General features: G+C 36.1%; 20 protein-coding genes. 16 read left to right on the forward strand and 4 right to left on the reverse strand.

The window, feature by feature from the left end:
* Positions 1–23: 23 nt before the first annotated feature.
* The 9 genes from ACPF63_RS22545 to ACPF63_RS22585 all read left to right on the forward strand — a co-directional run bounded on the left by ACPF63_RS22545 (position 24) and on the right by ACPF63_RS22585 (position 9,006).
* Positions 24–506, forward strand: coding sequence for a hypothetical protein (locus ACPF63_RS22545; protein WP_426481395.1), 483 nt, complete (start codon positions 24–26; stop codon positions 504–506).
* 180 nt (positions 507–686) lie between these two features.
* Complete coding sequence (locus tag ACPF63_RS22550) at positions 687–1,466, forward strand: hypothetical protein (RefSeq protein WP_426481396.1); 780 nt, start codon at positions 687–689, stop codon at positions 1,464–1,466.
* Positions 1,467–1,551: 85 nt separating this feature from the next.
* Complete coding sequence (miaB, locus tag ACPF63_RS22555) at positions 1,552–2,988, forward strand: tRNA (N6-isopentenyl adenosine(37)-C2)-methylthiotransferase MiaB (RefSeq protein ID WP_426481397.1); 1,437 nt, start codon at positions 1,552–1,554, stop codon at positions 2,986–2,988.
* Between the two features lie 59 nt (positions 2,989–3,047).
* Positions 3,048–3,515, forward strand: a complete 468-nt coding sequence (locus ACPF63_RS22560; RefSeq protein ID WP_426481398.1) for a hypothetical protein — start codon at positions 3,048–3,050, stop codon at positions 3,513–3,515.
* A complete protein-coding gene (locus tag ACPF63_RS22565) occupies positions 3,487–4,284 on the forward strand; it encodes a tetratricopeptide repeat protein (RefSeq protein ID WP_426481399.1) in 798 nt (265 codons plus the stop codon). The genes ACPF63_RS22560 and ACPF63_RS22565 overlap by 29 nt, the downstream gene beginning before the upstream one ends.
* A gap of 36 nt (positions 4,285–4,320) precedes the next feature.
* A complete protein-coding gene (locus ACPF63_RS22570) occupies positions 4,321–5,610 on the forward strand; it encodes a sigma-54 interaction domain-containing protein (RefSeq protein WP_426481400.1) in 1,290 nt (429 codons plus the stop codon).
* 13 nt (positions 5,611–5,623) lie between these two features.
* Entirely contained in the window at positions 5,624–6,328 is a 705-nt protein-coding gene (locus ACPF63_RS22575) for a hypothetical protein (RefSeq protein WP_426481401.1), read from the forward strand.
* On the forward strand, positions 6,318–6,869 hold the full coding sequence (locus ACPF63_RS22580) for an LptE family protein (RefSeq protein ID WP_077419575.1): 552 nt from the start codon (positions 6,318–6,320) through the stop codon (positions 6,867–6,869). The genes ACPF63_RS22575 and ACPF63_RS22580 overlap by 11 nt, the downstream gene beginning before the upstream one ends.
* A gap of 1 nt (position 6,870) precedes the next feature.
* Complete coding sequence (locus ACPF63_RS22585; protein WP_426481402.1) at positions 6,871–9,006, forward strand: hypothetical protein; 2,136 nt, start codon at positions 6,871–6,873, stop codon at positions 9,004–9,006.
* Between the two features lie 41 nt (positions 9,007–9,047).
* On the opposite strand, the gene ACPF63_RS22590 is transcribed toward ACPF63_RS22585, so the two are convergent.
* From ACPF63_RS22590 to ACPF63_RS22605, 4 genes are all read right to left on the reverse strand, one after another.
* Positions 9,048–9,656, reverse strand: a complete 609-nt coding sequence (locus ACPF63_RS22590; protein WP_077419417.1) for a DUF4126 domain-containing protein — start codon at positions 9,654–9,656, stop codon at positions 9,048–9,050.
* Positions 9,657–9,873: 217 nt separating this feature from the next.
* Positions 9,874–10,245, reverse strand: coding sequence for a ribonuclease P protein component (rnpA, locus tag ACPF63_RS22595; RefSeq protein WP_077419418.1), 372 nt, complete (start codon positions 10,243–10,245; stop codon positions 9,874–9,876).
* Between the two features lie 100 nt (positions 10,246–10,345).
* Positions 10,346–11,071, reverse strand: a complete 726-nt coding sequence (locus tag ACPF63_RS22600) for a tRNA threonylcarbamoyladenosine dehydratase (RefSeq protein ID WP_426481403.1) — start codon at positions 11,069–11,071, stop codon at positions 10,346–10,348.
* Positions 11,064–11,690: a TatD family hydrolase gene (locus tag ACPF63_RS22605; RefSeq protein WP_180564797.1), complete on the reverse strand. Its 627-nt coding sequence runs from the start codon at positions 11,688–11,690 to the stop codon at positions 11,064–11,066. The genes ACPF63_RS22600 and ACPF63_RS22605 overlap by 8 nt, the downstream gene beginning before the upstream one ends.
* Positions 11,691–11,786: 96 nt before the next feature.
* On the opposite strand from ACPF63_RS22605, the gene ACPF63_RS22610 reads away from it, so the two are divergent.
* From ACPF63_RS22610 to ACPF63_RS22640, 7 genes are all read left to right on the forward strand, one after another.
* Positions 11,787–12,416: a TetR/AcrR family transcriptional regulator gene (locus ACPF63_RS22610; protein ID WP_027372956.1), complete on the forward strand. Its 630-nt coding sequence runs from the start codon at positions 11,787–11,789 to the stop codon at positions 12,414–12,416.
* 103 nt (positions 12,417–12,519) lie between these two features.
* Entirely contained in the window at positions 12,520–13,515 is a 996-nt protein-coding gene (locus ACPF63_RS22615) for an outer membrane protein assembly factor BamD (protein WP_077419421.1), read from the forward strand.
* A 42-nt stretch (positions 13,516–13,557) separates the two neighbouring features.
* Positions 13,558–13,881, forward strand: a complete 324-nt coding sequence (locus ACPF63_RS22620; protein WP_034681463.1) for a DNA-directed RNA polymerase subunit omega — start codon at positions 13,558–13,560, stop codon at positions 13,879–13,881.
* Between the two features lie 125 nt (positions 13,882–14,006).
* Entirely contained in the window at positions 14,007–15,212 is a 1,206-nt protein-coding gene (gene coaBC, locus ACPF63_RS22625) for a bifunctional phosphopantothenoylcysteine decarboxylase/phosphopantothenate--cysteine ligase CoaBC (RefSeq protein ID WP_426481404.1), read from the forward strand.
* Positions 15,213–15,248: 36 nt separating this feature from the next.
* Positions 15,249–16,154 carry a DUF4835 family protein gene (locus ACPF63_RS22630; RefSeq protein ID WP_077419423.1) on the forward strand — a complete coding sequence of 302 codons (906 nt, stop codon included), beginning with the start codon at positions 15,249–15,251 and terminating at the stop codon, positions 16,152–16,154.
* Positions 16,155–16,314: 160 nt separating this feature from the next.
* Positions 16,315–17,964 (forward strand): DNA repair protein RecN, encoded by a 1,650-nt coding sequence (locus ACPF63_RS22635; RefSeq protein ID WP_426481405.1) that lies wholly within the window; start codon positions 16,315–16,317, stop codon positions 17,962–17,964.
* Between the two features lie 74 nt (positions 17,965–18,038).
* Positions 18,039–19,505: a DUF5687 family protein gene (locus ACPF63_RS22640; protein WP_426481406.1), complete on the forward strand. Its 1,467-nt coding sequence runs from the start codon at positions 18,039–18,041 to the stop codon at positions 19,503–19,505.
* The last annotated feature ends 1 nt before the right edge of the window (position 19,506 follow it).

Here is a 19,506-nt window from a genome sequence, read left to right on the forward strand (position 1 = left end):
GTTTATTATTAGGAAATAAAATTATGAGAACTATATTTTTATTTTTGGTTTTATGTGCAGTGAATTTTTCATTTGCACAGGATCAGGAAGAACGGGATGATTCCTTCATAAGAGAAAGTAATAAAAACCTTTTAAAAATAGATATTAAAGAGCCTTTTATGCAGGTTGCCGTGAAATGTAATGATTTTAAACCGGCTGCTTATGAAGGTGGAGTTGCAGCTTACAAAGACATCCTGAACAAGTATATGTATGCTTATCTGAATTCAGATTTCTATGCGCTGACAGGAGACTTTACATTTACTTTAGTGCTTGATGACAAGGGAAAAGTTGTGGATGTGAAAGGGATGCCTAAAGTACAGAACAGCGAAGTTTTTTTTGATGACATGCAGTATGTCGTAAGAAGAATAAAGAAAAACTGGACTCCTGCATCGTGTAACGGGCAGCCTGTGGCTTCACAGATTAAAGTTAAGATGAACTTCTCTTCTATGTCAGCAGATATAGATTAATAAATAGAAGAAAAAGTATTTTCTAACTTGCTTTTTATAAATGGATTTAAGACAATAAAATGTTCATTGAGAATTAAAATATATCATAATAGTAAAAGTGAAATGACCGCCAGTGTGAAAAATGGAATTCTAATGGATTCAAAATTTGTTATGAAAGTTAATTTTAGTTCTCATACATATATGATTAAGAAAATTTTATTGCTCATCGCTTTCTTTACAGTGAAATTGATTTTTGCTCAAAAAGAAGTTTTGGATCAATATCCCCGTGGTCAAGATTTTTATGCTGGCGGATTTAATCAATTAAATAAGGAAATGGTAAAGATTGTTAAAGAACAAAAGCTGTTGCCTTGTGAAAAAAGTGAAGAACGGTATAATATACAGATTCTTGTGTACGAAAATTCCACCATTAGCTATGTTAAAGACTTTGATACCGTAGAAATTCAAAAAAATAAATGTGCATTTGATTTCAGTCGTAAAATTATTCCTCATCTCAAAAGATGGATGCCGGCAAAAGGGAACGGGAAATTTGTTGCAGCAATTACCAAAATTGAAATAAATCCTTTTTATTTAGTTAATTCCTACGATGATCCAAGCAAAAACAAAAAGGAAAATCCAACTTTTAAAAAGGGAATAGAGGCTTTTGGACTTGAAGTTAAATCTATTTTTGAAAAATATATAAAGAAAAATGAAGATAAAAGAGCTTCTGTGACATTTGTTGTCAATGAAAATGGAGGAATGGAAGACTTCAATCTTGAAGGTGATTTTTCTGACTTCGACAAAAAAGATATCATCAATAGTCTATCCAGAATGAAAGGAAAATGGAATCCTGCTACATATAATAATATTCCAATCAGAACTAAAATCAGGCAGCCTATTTTCCAACAATTTGATCTTCAGACAGAATTAGATGAGAGAAACAGAATAACAGATCAAAAATTTTATAATAACAGATACAGATAATCTCCTGACATTCTGTCACAATATTTTGTATCTTTGCAGACTTATTTCTTCGTAATTTAAAATTGCGAACTTTAAATTGATTATCGTGCAGGAAAAATATATAGACGAAACGAAACAGGGCGAAGCTTTTGCCATTGCTGAAAGACCGGAGAATTCTAAAAAACTGTTTTTAGAAAGCTATGGCTGTCAGATGAATTTCTCTGACTCTGAAATTGTTGCATCCATCCTTAATGAACAGGGATATAATACAACAACGAAGGTAGAAGAAGCAGACCTGATTCTTTTAAATACATGTTCCATCCGAGAAAAAGCAGAACAGACCGTAAGAATGCGTCTTTCCCAATTCAAAAACCTGAAAAAAGAAAAACCGAATATGACGGTGGGCGTTTTAGGCTGCATGGCGGAAAGATTAAAAACCAAATTCCTGGAAGAAGAACAATTGGTTGACCTTGTTGTAGGTCCGGATGCTTATAGAGATCTACCTAATCTTTTAAAAGAAACTGACGATGGAAGAGATGCAATTAACGTAATCCTTTCCAAAGAAGAAACTTATGCAGATATCAATCCTGTTCGTCTGGGCGGAAACGGTGTTACGGCTTTTGTTACCATTACCAGAGGTTGTGATAACATGTGTACATTCTGCGTAGTGCCTTTTACAAGAGGAAGAGAACGAAGCCGTGATCCACACTCAATTATAGATGAATGTAAAGATCTTGCTAACAACGGATACAAAGAAATTACCCTTTTAGGACAAAATGTAGACTCTTACCTTTGGTATGGAGGAGGTCCGAAAAAAGATTTTGCCAAAGCTTCTGAAATGCAGAAAGCAACAGCAGTTGACTTTGCTCAGCTTCTTGATTTGGTAGCTAAAGCCGTTCCTGAACTGAGAATCAGATTCTCTACTTCAAATCCACAGGATATGAGTCTGGATGTGTTCAGAATGATGGCAAAGCATGACAACATCTGTAAATACGTACACCTCCCTGTACAAAGCGGAAGCAATAACATGCTTGAAGCAATGAACAGACAGCATACCCGTGAGGAATATCTGGATCTGATTAAAAAAGCGAAAGAAATTGTTCCTGATGTGTCCTTTTCTCAGGATATGATCGTTGGATTCTGTAATGAGTCAGAAGAAGATCACCAGGATACCTTAAGCCTGATGAGAGAAGTGGAATATGACTACGGTTATATGTTTGCGTACTCAGAAAGACCAGGAACTCCGGCTCATAAGAAAATGGAAGATAATATTCCTGCCGATGTGAAGCAGAGACGTCTTGCTGAGGTTATTGCTCTTCAGGGTGAACTTTCAAAACAAAGAATGAAATCTTATGTGGGAAGAACACACCAGATTCTGATTGAAGGAATTTCCAAGAAAAACAAAAACCAATGGAAAGGAAGAAATTCTCAGAATGCAGTATGTGTCTTCGATCAGCTTGAAGGTCAGAAAATAGGTGACATTGTGAACGTTTTTGTCTACGATAATACACAAGGCACGCTTTTAGGGAGAACAGCGGAATAATAGTAAGTTTTGATCAGGGCGGTTTATCTTTTTGCAATGCTTTCCTTTGCTCTGGTATCTTGCCAGACAGAGAAAACGTAATAAAATACTCTGGTACTGTAGGAGACATCACGTTTGATGAAACACTGGATAATGCTGATTTTAAAAAATGCGGCCCAGAAAAATGGAGACATTTCAGCTTTCAGTATTATCAGGGTTCAAAAGAATTTAGCTACAAAGGCGAAAAGATTGCGGTCACCGAAAAACTTAAAAAAGAAAATATATATTCTGAAAAGAAAATCAGCGGTTATATTACCGTAAGATTTTTAGTAAATTGTGAAGGAAAGACAGGATTCTTCAGATTACAGCATATGAGCCCGGATCTGAAAGATACTGTACTGGATGAAGAATTAGAAAATAAACTGCTGCAGTTTACAAAACCACTCAATGGCTGGATGCCGAAAGAGATAAAAGGTTTAAAAGTAGATTATTATCAGTATTTAACCTATAAAATTGAAAATGGAAAAGTTTCAGAGGTATTACCTTAGCTTTTTGTTACTTATCGTTTACACCAATACTATTGCACAGGTCAACTGTAATGCAGTAGAGGGTGAGAACTGCAAAAAAGCGTGTGAGTTATACAACTGGGCTTCAAATTTACAAGGTTTCGCAGAATCTCAGGAGGGTTTTGATAAAGCCATTGAACTGTGTCCTGATTTCTCCCGTGCTTATATGGAAAAAGCCGTTCCATATCTTAAAAACGGAGATTTTGTAACCTGGAAAATTTTAATTGATAAAGCAGTTGCCTTAGACCCCCAAATACACCTTGGTTACAGAGGTTGGACCAAGTTCCAGTTTTTGAGAGACTATAAAGGGGCAATTCAGGATTTAGATGCTTTAAAAAAATATTATCCCGGAGACTTAGGAAGATCTCAAAACGGAGACTATAGCCTGGATGTAGTAAGAGCTATGTCCTACAGTGCATTAGGCCAGAAAGGAAAAGCAGCGGGAATTATAGAAAGACTTCTGGCAACCAGAGGTTATGTGAAGGGAATGTTTGATCATTACCAGCTGGGAGTTACTTATTTCGAGCTGGGAAGGTATGACAAAGCCCTGGAAAATTTTGAAAGACAAAGCAAAGAATACAACTTTGCCGAGAACATATACTTTAAAAGTAAAGTTTCTAAGATCAGAAACAAAGATTATTTGGATTTAAAAATGTTAGCCCTGCAAACGTATGATGAAGGGAAGACCATGAAAGATGTCTACACTCATCATTTTAACAAAGTCTACAGAAAACAGATTGAAGAGCTGTAGAAGAGTAACATTAAATCAATAATCAAAAATTTACTTATGAGCAACGAGCTACAAAACATAAAAAACCGTTTCGGAATTATAGGGAACTTTCCGGCACTCAACCGGGCCCTGGAAAAATCTATTCAGGTAGCACCTACAGACATTTCTGTCCTGGTGATAGGAGAAAGTGGTGTGGGAAAAGAATTTATTCCGAAAATTATCCATTCAGAATCCAAAAGAAAACATCAGCCTTATATTGTAGTAAACTGCGGTGCAATTCCGGAAGGAACCATAGATTCTGAATTGTTCGGACACGAAAAAGGAGCTTTTACAGGGGCAACAGCTACAAGAAAAGGATATTTTGAAGTAGCAGACGGCGGAACTATCTTTTTAGATGAGGTAGGAGAACTTCCGCTGCAGACTCAGGTTCGTCTTTTAAGAGTTCTTGAGAGTGGTGAATTTATGAAAGTAGGTTCTTCACAGGTTCAGAAAACGAACGTAAGAATTGTGGCAGCTACCAACGTTAATATGATGAAAGCCATCCATGACGGAAGGTTCCGTGAGGATTTGTATTACCGTTTGAATACCGTTCAGATTGATATGCCGCCTTTGAGAGAAAGAAAAGGGGATATCCATTTATTATTCAGAAAGTTTGCAATAGATTTTGCAGAAAAATACAGAATGCCGGAGCTGGAACTGGAGCAGAGCGCTGTTCATTATATAGAAAGTTATTCCTTCCCGGGTAACATCCGCCAATTAAGAAACTTAGTAGAGCAGATGACTGTTGTTGAAAGAAACAGAAATATCACTGCTGAGAAACTTGCCGAGTATATTCCGATGGAAACACACCTTCCCATGATAGTGAGCACTCAGAATACTCCTAAACAGAATGATTTTGGAAGTGAAAGAGAAATCATGTATAAAATTCTGTTCGATATGAGGAATGATATTAATGATTTAAAATCCTTAACTTCGGAATTGATTAAGAATAGAGGAACGGCAGATCTGAGCAGCCATGAGAAAAACCTGATCAACAGGATTTATACTCCTGAAACTCAGCCACAGGTAAATTCCGGATCTTTAGTCTATTTTGAAAATAATAATGATACACCGGTAGTTCAGACCCCTACGATTATGTCAACGCCTGATGACAGCTATGAAGATATCGAGGATATCGAAGTGGAAGAAAACAGACCGGAGTCACTTTCTCTTCAGAATAATGAGAAAGATTTGATTATCAAGGCGCTGGAGAAGCATAAAGGTCGCAGAAACAGAGCTGCAGATGAATTGGGAATCTCACAAAGAACTTTATACAGAAAAATAAAACAATATAACCTGGAAGATTAGCACAACATAAATAATGAAAGTAAATTTAAAACCTAAGCCAATCAATTTTAAATTCGGAGAATATATTAATAAGGGGGTCGAACTTTTAAAGAAAGATTTCGGGAATATATTTGTAGCATTTTTAGTGTGCTTTATCATGTCGATTATTCCGTTCTGCGGACTATTAGCGATGGGTAATTTATATAAATACCTTCAACGGCTGAACAGAAATCAGCCGGCAAGTCCCGGAGATATCTTTGATTTTAAAGACTTCATGCCTTACTTTATGCTGCAGCTCATTGTTTTTGGAGGCGTTTTACTGCTTTACATTCCTTTATTTGCTGTATTGGGTGTATCGGGGGCAATGTCTGAGGGTAATCAACCCAATCCGATAGTAGCTCTTTTTGTGTTTCCTTACGTGTTCTTACTGATTGCTGCGATATATTACTTCGTATTGAAAGGTTTTTATATCATTCCATTAATAAGTCTTAAAGGAGTTAAAGAAATAAAAGAAGCCTGGAATATTTCAAAAGTAATGACCAAAGGGAATCTATTGTCAATTTTTCTTTTCTCATTAGTAGTAAGTATTCTAGCACAGATTGGTATTGTTGCCTGCGGAATAGGAATTTTTCTTACCCTGCCATTTTTATACACAGCAAACTATTTTGCCTATGAAGATGCTATTCAACAAATTGAGTATGATGAAATTACTGAAATTGGATCTAAAAATGAATTTTAACATTAAAAATATCAGCCTGAAACAATCATTGCTTACGGTAATGCTTTTTGCATTGCTGGGAGTTTTAAATTCATGTTACAGTTTTACGGGATCATCCCTTACAGATGAAAAAACCGTTCAGATCAATGAATTTCCGAATAATGCACCCCTTGTAAACCCTGCATTATCCCAACAGTTTTCTACAGCAATACAAAACAGATTCCTTCAGAGAACAACTCTGAAAGGAACCAAAGAAAATCCAGATATCCTGATAGAAGGAGAAATCACAGACTATTCCATTACACCTACCACAATCAGTTCCAATACCCAGACAAACCCTTCTGGTGGAGTGATTCAGCAGGCACAGAATAAACTTACGATTACAGTAAAGGTACATTATGAAAACAAAATTCATCCGGATGCAAGTTTCGACAGAACCTATTCCGATGAAGCAGCTTTCAACAGTGATGTATCACTAAGCCAAATCGAAGACCAGCAGGTAAAGCTGGTAACAGATAGAATTATTAATAAGATATTTAACGACATTGTAGCGAATTGGTAAGATGAATCCGAGAGTTTTAGAATTAATAAAAAATCCGAAAAATATTCAGTCCGAGGACCTTGGTCTTTTGAAAGAAGAGATTCATACTTTTCCTTATATTCAAAATATCAGGGCGCTTCACCTGTATGGAGTCCATCTGTACGAAAAAGAAAATTATCAGAAAGAGCTTTCTACAACGGCGGCATATACTACTGATAAAAAGATTTTGTATCAGTTGATCAACGGAAAGATCAAGCAAGAGGCCAAACCAGAGGTTGCTGAAGAGAAGAAACCTTCTAAAACAATTGAAAAACCTGCTCAATTGGCCCAGAAAACTAAATCTTTCCCTATCAAAAGAGAAGAGGAGGGTTCTGTAGAAAAACCAGCAGAAGAGCAGGAAACGGCATGTATTTTAACAACTGTAGAGGAGGTTAAACACATTTATATCAATGGTGAACGAAACAGAATTTTATTTGAAGGAGAAGAAAACTTCCTTAATGAGCAAAATTCCGAGACAATAGATATTGAGTCTACTCTGGAATCAGGAACTTTGGTAACCCAAAAGACTGAAACTGTAACAGAACCTGTTGCCGAACAAAAAGAAGAGATTCCATCTGAAACAGAGAAATCAGAAGAAAACTTTACACCGGAAACAATCATTCATGAAGATCAGATTTCTTCAGAAAAAGAAGAAGAAAAGGTTGACGACGAAGAAAATATCAGTTTCCATGAAGTATCTCCTTTATTACAGGAGGAAGATATTGTAAATGTAGCAGAAGAGCCTTTAAATACAGGATCAACAGATAACGAAGCTAAACCTGTTTCTGAAGAAGAACCTGCTCAACAAGAAATACGAGCTGAAATAGAAGAGAATGCTGGAGAAAACTTTACGCCGGAAACCATTATCGACGAAGATCAGATTTCTGCTGAAAAAGAAGAGGCAAATAGTAATGAAGAAGAGTCATTAGTAGAAGTATCTGATGCTGAAGTAAGCTTCCATGGAACAGATTCGTTCATGCCAGATGTTAAAATCCAGGCCAATAACGAAGAAATTTCTGAAACAGCTGAAGTTTCCCAGCCCCATGTCAATAAACATGAGGAGGAAATGAGACGTCTGATTGAAGAAGTTGAGAAAAAAATGAAGGAGGCTAAGCCTGTTTCTCAAGAAGAAAAGGTAGGGCCTGAAACAACTGGGGGGCATGAAATTAGCTTCGCGGAAACTCAGAATTTTCATTTTTGGTCAACAAGTGAGGACAAGCCTGAGGAAGTTAAAGAAGAGCCTGTAAAAGAAGAAATTGTTGAAAACCAATTGCCTGAAGAAGAGGTTAAAGTTGAAATTCCAGAAGAAAAAGAAGAAGATATTCCTAAAGTTCAGACAGCTTGGAAACCTATGAGTGTGGAATCCAATATGCCTGATTCATTAATCAGCAAATCAAAAGAAGTATCAGCTCCTGAAATAAAAGCTCCGGTAGCAGAAATTTCCCCTGCAGAAAAAACAGAACAGGTAATTGAGGCTGAGACACCATCTGAAATGATGGATGCCGCTACTGAAATTGTTCAGGAAGATACTCTTTCAACAATAGAAGAAAGTTCGGAAGTTTCTGAAAATCAATCTGGATCTGTGGAAACGGCCGAAGAGAATACTGATAAAGCTGTTGCAAAAGAAGAAGTTCCCGTGATGAATGTTTCTTTCTTTGGAACCGATATTTCTACCCTTAAGGTTGAAGAAAAGCAGAAGGAAAGTAAAGAAGAACCTGTAGAACAAATGCAGGAAGTTACTATGAAGAATACAACGCAGCCGCAATTAGACAGTAATGTTCCCGGTTTTATCAATACCTGGCAAAGCTGGCTAAAGATTGACAGAACTGAAGAGATCGAAAAGGATAAATCAGAAATCAAAGAAAAGGCTATTGAAACCTTCATTGAAAAAAATCCTAGAATCAGTCAGTTAAAAGAAGAAAGCTCCTATGTTGTTAAAGAAAAGAACGATGATATCTCACATTTGATGACGGAGACGTTGGCGAATCTTTATTTTGAACAGAAATTATATACAAAAGCAATAAAAGCGTTTGAAATATTAATCAAAAAGAGTCCGGAGAAAAAAGAATATTTTGAATCTAAAATTCAGGATATTAAGGACTTCAGAAGTAAAAATTAAAAGGAAAAAGGTACTGTTTTTAAAGCAGTACCTTTTTTTATTTATAAATTCTGGGGATTACTTTTATTGCCTCTTAATTTTTTCCAGGCTCTCCGCCCAAAAACAACAACAAGAATTAAGATAATTATGGCAAGAATTGCTGCGATTACCGGCGCTGCCATAGCAAGAACAGACATAAGACCTGCTCCGGCTGTTTCCGTGGTTCCTACCACAGAATTTCCCAGTCCTCCGGTTGTTGCCGTAGAAGCAGCCCGTATTCCTGCAAATCCGGAGCTGATTGTGGCCGCTGTACCTCCACCCGCAATTAATGCCAGCCCCCATTGTGGAAATGTTCCCAGTTCGGCAAACTGACTGGCAAATAATATAGAGCCTGCTACCGTCGCCATCGGAATAGAAACCGTATCCAGCAAATGATCAACAAAAGGAATGTAATAGGCAAGGATCTCTGCCACTGTGGCAATTCCTGTTGTAATCAACGCAGGAAGACCCGCAAGCCACTCAAAATGCTCATTCATGGGAATCCAGTTGAAATAAGACGCAAGACTTACGATAAACATCGGGAGAAATACCCGAAATCCAGTAGCCGCTGCCAGTCCAATTCCGATAAATGCACTAATGATATAAGAAAAATAGGGAATATTATCTAACATATTAATTTTCAGATTTATTGTTTTCCCTAAAATTACAAAAAGTATATGATATTAAGACGTGTTAATTTCTAAGTTTGAGGTACAGGATTCAAGCTTTGTTATTCATGATTTGCTGTAGAATAAAAGATAGTATCTACGCAATCATCTGTGTGGTCCAAAGGAAAATAAAAATCTGCGAGATAAAATACCTCACAGATCTCTTATTTTAATAAAAAAATTATTTTTTCTGCGTTTCACAAAGCGTTATAAACTGTGCTTCCACATCCTGAAATTTCAGAGGCATTTCAGGGGATGCCCAAAATAGCATGGCCATTGTTTTTTCTCCGAAGGCTTGTTTAAATAAGTCTTTATTCAGACGGTATGATTCTCTCAGCAATCTTTTGATCCGGTTTCTGTGTACAGCTTTTTTAAAATATCTTTTTGAAACAGAAACCCCGAATCTGGATGCTTCTACTGGAAGGGTGGGCTTGTCTTTCAGAATAATGATTCTCAGATTTCCACTGGTTCTCCATTTACCCTTATCAAAAAGCAAACTGATTTCCGTGTTTTTTTTGAGCTTTTCCGCTCTGGGATACTTGGAATTTGTCATTTACGGAGTGTAAATATTGTTTTTTATTTTTTTTCACAAATTTCTCAGATTAATTTACGAAATCGTTTTTACAAATCTGCAGAATAGGCGGGAAAATATTTTAATCCTGGTTTAATAAATGATTAATCACTTCTGAAGCGGTGTACAGGCCGAAAATGGCAGGCATGTAGCTTATTGTTCCGTAAAAAGATCTTTTATAATTGGTTCCGTCAGTCATTTTCAAACTTTCTTCATCCTGAATATCATTGGCAAAAACACAACGGACTCCTTTGTCAATTTTTACTTTTTTCAGTCTTTTTCTTACTTGTCTTGCAAGGTGGCAGTGTTCTGTTTTGCTGATATCTCTTACCAATACTTTGCTTGGGTCGGTTTTTCCGCCGGCTCCCATTGAACTTACGATTTTTATCCTTCTTCTTTTGGCAGCAGTAATCAAGGAAAGTTTTGGCGTAACACTGTCGATACAGTCTAAAACATAATCAAATTTTGCGGAATCTAGTACTTCATCCATTCTTTCCGGATTCAGAAATTCATTGATTTTCGTTAAATTAAGCTGTGGATTGATGTCAAGAAGCCTTTCAGCAACCACATCTACCTTATGCTTTCCGACAGTAGAGTGTAAAGCAGGCAGCTGTCTGTTGATATTGGTAATATCTACCGTATCACCATCCACAATGGTCATATTTCCTACTCCGGCTCTCGCCAGAAATTCTGCGGCAAAAGAACCTACTCCGCCTAAACCTACAACAAGCACATTCGCTTTGATCAGTCTGTCCAATCCCTCTTCCTTTACCAAAAGTTCGGTTCTTTCCAGCCAGTATTTATCCATTTTTTATTGAGTGTAAATTTTCTAAAATTTGTTCATTCAGTTGTTCCAGAGAAATAGCTTTTATTTCCGAAACTTTAATGTACAATTCTTCAATGTTAAATTCTTCATTATCAGTTTCTAAAAAGATTCTGTCTAATGGAGTGTTTTTTATAATATCCTGCAAAGATAAATTATACAAAACAGCTTTTCCAAAACTCAGGTAAAAATTATTGCGCAGAAGATCTTCAGCAATTTGTTGTTTTTTATTAAAACCATGGATGACCATTGGCTGTTCGGCCTTCTTTTTAAAAGAAATCACTTCATAAAATTTTCTTACACAATGAATAATCAGGGGCTTTTTTACCTCATTGGCGATCTTTATCTGTCTTAAAAAAACTTCCTCCTGAATTTTCTGGTCTGTAGAAACCAAAGAATCCAAACCACATTCACCAATGGCAAAACAGTTTTCAGACATCATGCTCATCATCCATGAAAACTGCTGCTCTATAGTATTAATATCAATATCATTTGGGTGAATGCCGATGGAATATGGGAAATCAGGCGGAATACTCTCAATGTCCAGATTATAAATTCCGTTTCTGATATATTTTTTATGGTGGTGAAAATCAAAAAATTCCATATCCAAAAATAGTGCTTTTCAGATTTAATTTAAAATTATTAAACGATCGTTTATAAATGTGTTAAAAATTTCTTAACTTTACTCAAAGTGCACTTCATGAAAAAAAAATTTACGGAAAAACAGATTCACATATTGGATATTGCAGAAGAGCTCATCGCCAAAAAAGGATATGAGGGAACTTCTGTAAGAGATATCTGTTCCAAAGCAAATATTAATGTTGCTATGATCTCTTATTACTTCGGTTCTAAAGAGAAAATGATGTCTTATCTCTATCAGTACAGGGTATTGAAGACCAGAGAGAATTTTTCAGAATTTGCGGACACTATCAAAGATGGGAAACCGGAAATGCAGATGCGGGAGATGATCAAATATATCGTTTCTCAACTGTTCAAGTATAACTATTTCCATGGGTTTGTAACCCAGGAACTCCGTCATACAGAAAATCTGAAAGACGAACTGCTTGATTTCTACCAGTTATTCGTAAAAAAACTGGATGAAGTAATTAAAAAAGGGGTGGCTTCCGGTGTTTTTACTTTTACTCCCAAACCTGAAGATATCCTTACCATGATTATTGGATCCACTTTATTTGTCATCAGGAATAAAAACTTTTATGAGCTGTATGTTCCGAGTAAAAACGAAGAAACCTACACCAAAGAAGCTGAAAAAAAGGTAAGAATGAATCTTTTATTAAGTGTTTTTGCAATTTTGGGATACGCTGCAGACTAAAATTACGTTAAATATTCATAAAAAAAAATCTATTGACAAAAAAGTTATATTTTTGCAAATTAGTAAATCGGCTGTATAATCCGAAAACTGTTGAACTTTTTATATGAAAAAATATATTTTAGGTCTTTTTGCTGTAGCGGTGATTTCATCTTGTGTAAGCCAGCAGGAAAGAGCAATGAGGAGTGCTGATAAAGAATTTATCTTGAAAGCAGCTAATGAAAACTTTGCTAAGAAAAAGTGGAAAAATGCATTGGCTCTTTATGACAGACTTGCAAATCTTGTGGCAGGAACAGATGATTTCCCTAACGTAGGTTTCAACACTGCTTATGCCAACTATTATGACAAGAGCTATAAGCTGGCAGGTCACCAGTTCAAAAATTTTGCAGTTAGTTTTCCAAAAGATCCGAGAGCCGAAGAAGCAGCTTATATGTCTGCATTGTGCTACTATGAAGGATCTATGGATTACAACCTAGATCAGTCTAGTACAGAATTAGCGATCAATGAACTTCAGGACTTCCTGAACAATTATCCAAACTCTGAGAGATCTAAAAATATCAGCCAGCTCATTGATGAATTGTCTTATAAGCTTGAGTTTAAAGCATATGAAAATGGAAGACAATACTACAAAATGGGAGAGTATAAAGCAGCGAATGTAGCATTTGAAAACGTTCTGGAAGATTTCCCAAGTACAAAACTTCGTTCAAAAATTTATGATTATATCATGAAGTCCCGTTATGAACTGGCGATGAAGTCAATTTATAATCTTAAAGCTGAACGTATTGAAAGTGCATTAACTTATACAAGAGTGGTAGAGAAAGAACTTCCTAATACAGAATATTCTAAAGCAGCAATAGATCTTAGAGAAAAACTGGAAAAGGAAAAAGAACACTTTGCTGTCGTTAAAAAAGAAACAGATGCAAGAATTGCAGCTTTAACGGCAAGACAGAAAAAAGAAGCTGAAAAATTGGCTGATCAGGGTAAAACTGAGCAGCAAGTTAAAGATCAGATAAGCAATGAAAAGAAAGCAATGCAGTTACAGAGGGACAGTGCAGCACTTAAGACCCCTCCTCCTGCAGCGACTTTCAAAATTCAAAGATAATTCGTAAATTTGCCATCTTAAAATAAAAATAATTTTCTCAAAATGAGTGTAAAAGATACAAAAGCAGAAGTAAATACAATTACTTACGATAAAGATAAGATTGAAGATAAAGTAGGTTCAATCTATGAAGCTATTGTTATCATGGGAAAGAGAGCAGAGCAGATCAATGCGGAGATCCGTACGGAACTTCACAACAAATTAGATGAATTTGCGGTTCACAATTCTACATTAGAAGAGGTTTTTGAAAACAGAGAACAAATTGAGATCTCTAAACATTACGAAAAGCTTCCAAAGCCAACTTCAATTGCTATTGAAGAGTGGTTAAACGAAGATGTTTATTTCAGAAAAACAGAAGAAAGAAAATAAATCTTCTGTATTCTTATAAATGAAGGTCATAAAGGAAATCTGTTCTTTTATGACCTTTATCGTTTTAAAGCCAGATTGTGTGGTAAAAAATAAGTATTTTAGTATTTCAAAAAAATTAGAACTTAATGAGTGTTTCCGGTAAAAAGATTCTTATCGCCGTCTCTGGTGGGATTGCAGCCTACAAAATTCATTTTTTGATAAGGGATTTTGTGAAAAAAGGAGCAGAAGTACAGGTTATTATGACTCCTGATGCAGAACACTTTGTGACAAAACTAAGCCTGTCTACACTATCCAAAAAGCCGGTGTATTCAGAGTTTTACAGCGATAACGGAACATGGAACAATCATGTGGAAATGGCACTGTGGGCAGATGTTATGATCGTAGCTCCCTGTACAGCCAATACACTATCTAAGATGGTTCACGGAATGTGTGATAATCTGGTTATTGCAACTTATATGTCTGCAAAATGCCCGGTTTTCATAGCTCCGGCAATGGACCTTGATATGTATATACATCCTTCCACAAAGAAGAATCTGGAGCTTGCAGAAAGTTTTGGACATATTGTAATTCCTGCTGAAAATGGTGAGCTGGCTAGCGGACTGATCGGGCAGGGAAGAATGGCCGAGCCTGCAACTATTTTTAGTGAAGTTGAAAATCATTTTAGAAACAGTAACCACTCCAAAAGCCTTGAAGGAAAAACCGTTTTAATTACTGCAGGCCCTACGTATGAAGCTATAGATCCGGTAAGATTCATAGGAAATCATTCATCAGGTAAGATGGGATTTTCTCTGGCAGAAGAAGCTTCAAAAAGAGGCGCAAAAGTGATTCTGATTTCAGGACCGAGTTTCCAAACCATTAATGATCCCAATGTTGAACTTCATAAAGTAACTTCAGCAAAAGAAATGCTGGCAAAAGTATTTGAATTTTATGACAGCATAGACATCGGTATTGCAAGTGCTGCGGTAGCAGATTATGCTCCCAAAGAAGTAGCAAAAGAAAAGATCAAGAAAAATGATGATAACCTGACCATTGAACTGGTTAAGAATCCGGATATCCTTAAAACCATGGGCGAAAAGAAAACACACCAGTTTTTGGTAGGTTTTGCACTGGAAACCCAAAATGAAGAAGAAAATGCAAAAGGAAAACTGGAGAAGAAAAACCTTGATATGATTGTTTTAAACTCTCTGCGTGACGAAGGCGCCGGATTTAAAAATGATACCAATAAAATAAGGATATTTACCAAAACGGAGAAGAAAGAATTCGACCTGAAATCCAAAGATGATGTAGCGAAAGATATTCTCAATTTTGTTGAGTCTCAACTTTTAAAATAATTTTAATAAATTTCCGTTCTCAATTTTTAATAGACAATGAAAAAAATTATAAGTTTATTTTTTCTGTTTTTCATCTATACCCAAAGTTTTTCTCAGGAGCTGTTGGCAACTGTTCAGGTAAACTCTCAACAGGTAGGAGGAAGTAACCAGCAGGCATATAAAGCATTGGAGAAAAGTCTCAGAGATTTTATCAATAATACGAGCTGGACAGGGAAAAAGCTTCAGAATTTTGAAAAAATAAAATGTGGTTTTTCCGTTGTTATTGGAGAAAGAGATGGGAACAGATTCAAAGGATCCATTGTTGTTCAGGCTATGCGCCCTGTTTACAATACAACTTATGAATCCCCGTTAATTAATCTTCAGGATCAGAGATTTGGTTTTGAATATGTTGAAAATGAGAGTCTTATTTTTAATGAAAGACAGTTTTCAGGAAAGAATCTTACGGATGTGGTTAGTTTCTATATTTACCTTATTTTGGGACTGGATGCAGACAGTTTCCAGTCTATGGGTGGATCTCAATGGTACGCAAAAGCACAGCAGATTGCGCAGAATTCTCAGAACAGAAACTATGAAGGCTGGAATACCATCAATGAGCCAAGAAGCCGTTCTATATTGATTAATGAAGTTATGAATCCTAACTGGAACCAATTGCGTTCTACTATTTATACTTACCACAGAGCCGGAATGGATAATCTTTTCAATCAGGACCAGACTGCCGGGAAAAAAGTAATCTTTGATGCCCTGATGCAATTGAAAATGTATGAGAACACATTTCAGCAGGCATTTTTCTTTAACCTGTTCATGGATACAAAAAGTGATGAGATCTTCAATATATTCAATTCCGGAAATAATGGAGGTTTGATTCTGAATGATCTTAAACAGACATTGATTATTCTTTCGCCAAAAAACATTGATAATAAGTGGAATAAGTGGAAGGTGTAAGATAGTAGGCTTTAAAAATTTTTGAGAAACAGCTTTATAAAAAATTAGAGAAGCAAAAAGTGTCAAGAACAGAAAGCATACCTAAACATTTTCTCAACTCATCAAAAAAAAACTTATTTTTACAGTTCAAACTCAAGTTGGATCATAACCCGGATTATCAATGCTTTCGAGAATTTACATTAAAAACTTTGCCCTGATTGATACTCTTGAAGTATCTCTTAATAATGGTTTACAGGTTATTACCGGTGAAACGGGAGCGGGTAAATCAATTATTTTAGGAGCGCTCCGGCTTATTTTAGGAGAAAGAGCAGATGTAAAGTCCATTGCCAAATCTGAAGAGAAAAGCGTGGTGGAAACTGAGTTCTCCCTTAACAACCAGTTTAAGAAATTCTTTATTGAAAATGATCTGGATTACGAGCTTCAGACGATTATAAGAAGAGAGATCCTGCCATCAGGGAAATCCCGTGCCTTCATCAATGATGTGCCGGTAACGCTTGATATTCTTAAAGAACTTTCCTCACAGCTGATTGATATTCATTCCCAGTTTGAAACATCCAATCTTTTTACTTCAGAATATCAGTTTAAAATTATCGACGGACTTTCTGAGAATAAAAAAATTATTGAAGAGTATCAGAAGGAGTTTTCTGACTTTCAAAGCCTGAAAATGCTGTTGAAAAAACTGAAGACTCAACTTTCAGAAGCCAATAAAGAAAGTGATTATAAAGAATTTTTACTCAATGAGCTGGAAGAACTGAAACTTGATGATGTAGACTATGAAGATGTTCAGAACCAGCTTTCTATTCAGGAAAATGCTGGGATGATTTCCGAAAACGTAGGTCAGATCCTGTCCAGGTTTCATCAGGAAGAAATAGGGATTCTGTCTTTCTTTCATGAAGCTACCCATAAGCTTTCAAAAATTTCGGAAGTTTCTACCAGTTTCGCAGAGCTTGATGAAAGGCTGGAAACCTCTTTTGTAGAGCTGAAAGATATTATTTCTGAACTGGAACATGCGGCCGAAAGAGTTGAAATCAATCCTGAAAACCTGGTATACCTTACCGATCTTAATAATAAAATCAACGCTCTGTTTCTTAAGCATAATGTTTCAGATCTTAATGAACTGATTGAAATCAGAAACCAGCTGGCAGGAGACCAGAAGGGGGCTTCAGAACTGGAAGCACAGATTGAAGCAACAGAAGAAAATATTTCTCAGAAAGAAAAAACACTTCAGACTCTTGCTGCAAAGCTTTCTAAGAACAGGCACAAAAATATTCCTGTCTTCATCAAAAAAGCAGAAAGCCTACTGAAAAAATTAGGTCTTGAAAAAGCAAAAGTAGATATAGAACTGCAGGATGCCGATGAGTTCAATCAGTTTGGAAAAGAAAATATCCAGCTGCTATTTCAGGCCAATTCCGGTTTTCCTTTAAAACCCATTCAGACCGCTATTTCCGGAGGGGAAAGATCAAGGGTAATGCTTGCTGTCAAAAAGATTATTGCCGAAAGTGATGAGCTTCCAACCCTTATTCTTGACGAAATTGACACCGGAGTTTCAGGGAAAGTTGCCGAAGAGATCGGAAACCTTATGAGAGAAATGTCTGAAGACATGCAATTGATTGTTATTTCACACCTTGCACAGGTTGCTGCAAAAGGAAATGATAACTATAAGGTGGTAAAGCAGGATATTTCCGGCAGAACACAATCTACTATAATTCCTTTGAGCAACGAAGAAAAGCTGAACGAAATTGCCCAGCTGCTTTCCGGAAGCAAAATTACAGAAGCTGCGCTGGCACAGGCAAAAGAGCTTATTGGATAATTACATAAATCTATTTTTCTTTAAAAACTTGTAACATATTTTACATTATATTTACTAATGTAAAAAACTAACATATGTTTCTAAAGTTCCTTAAGCTTGAAATAAAAAGCTTCTTCCGTGGTACATCTTTAGGGATCAATCTGACCATGAAAATCCTCCGGTTTATTGGAATACTTTATTTCGTGGGCTGTCTTGTAGGTGGGGCTTTTATTGCTTTTTTCTATGTACAGGAGGAGATGCATCAGAATCCTGTAAAAGTGGTTTCAAAATTCATGATTGTTGCCTGGATTATTGATCTTGTTCTTAAATATCTCTGGCAGGAAATTCCAACCCAGAATATTAAGCCATTTCTTACCATGAATGTCCGGAAGAATACATTGGTCAATTATATGCTGGCCAAAACCTTTCTTTCCGCATTCAGCTGGCTGAGTTCTCTATTCTTTATCACATTTTCATTGATTGCTTTATTTAACGGATATAGCATTTTAGGAGTGTTGGTGTGGCTTATAGGAGTTATTTCATTGCTTTATCTGAATAATTTTATCAATATTTTCTTTAACGGTAAAGAAACTCTGGCGGTGATCATAGGGGTATGCTTTTTGGGCATAGGAATGTTGGGATATTATAAAATAGTTCCTGTTCTGTCTTATTCTGAGTCTGTTTTCTTTAGTTTCTATGAGAAACCTTACTTTGCACTGATCCCTGTTGCGTTGTTCGTAATACTGTGGTGGATGTGTTTCCGGTACCTGCGCAATGAATTTTATCTTGACCAGGGGCTTGAAGCCAAGAAAACAGTAGGAAAAACAGAGAATATTGCCTTTCTGAACAAATATGGAGTTATTGGAACATTTATCAATAATGATATTAAAATGCTGAGACGCAATAAAGTACCCAAGGGGATTTTACTGGGCAGTTTTATGTTTCTGTTCTACGGATTGCTGATGTTTACTTCTTCAATGTACAAAACACCGGCAATGATGATGGTTATGGGACTTTTTGTAACAGGAGGTTTTCAGTTTCTGTTTGGCCAGAGAGTTCCTGCTTTTGACAGTTCTTATTATCCATTGATGATGACCCTGAATGTTCCATATAAAGAATATTTAAAAGCGAAATGGTGGCTGATGAATATTGTAACGGGAATTTCTATCATTATAGCGCTTTGCTATGCATACTTCGGCTGGGAAGTCTACGTTACCTTTTTTGCAGCAGGATTATATAATATCGGTGTGAATTCTCAATTTACCTTGTGGTCAGGAGCTTTCAATAAAACTCAGATTGACCTTAATACAAAAGAAAAAAGATTAGGACAGAAAGGGAGTTTCAATATGATAGCTATGCTTCTGCTGATTCCTAAAATGCTTCTTCCGATGGGTGTATTTGCTTTAACAAAATATTTATGGGGAATTACCGGAGGAGTGATAAGCATTGCAATTATCGGGATTATAGGATTTTTCTTGAGAGAGAAAATCTTCGATATTATCGTAAAACTTTACAAGAAAGAAAAATACAGCACACTGGATGCGTTTAAAAATATAAGTTAAG

This window comes from Chryseobacterium sp. R2ACT005 (genome assembly GCF_049949215.1).
Classification (GTDB): domain Bacteria; phylum Bacteroidota; class Bacteroidia; order Flavobacteriales; family Weeksellaceae; genus Chryseobacterium.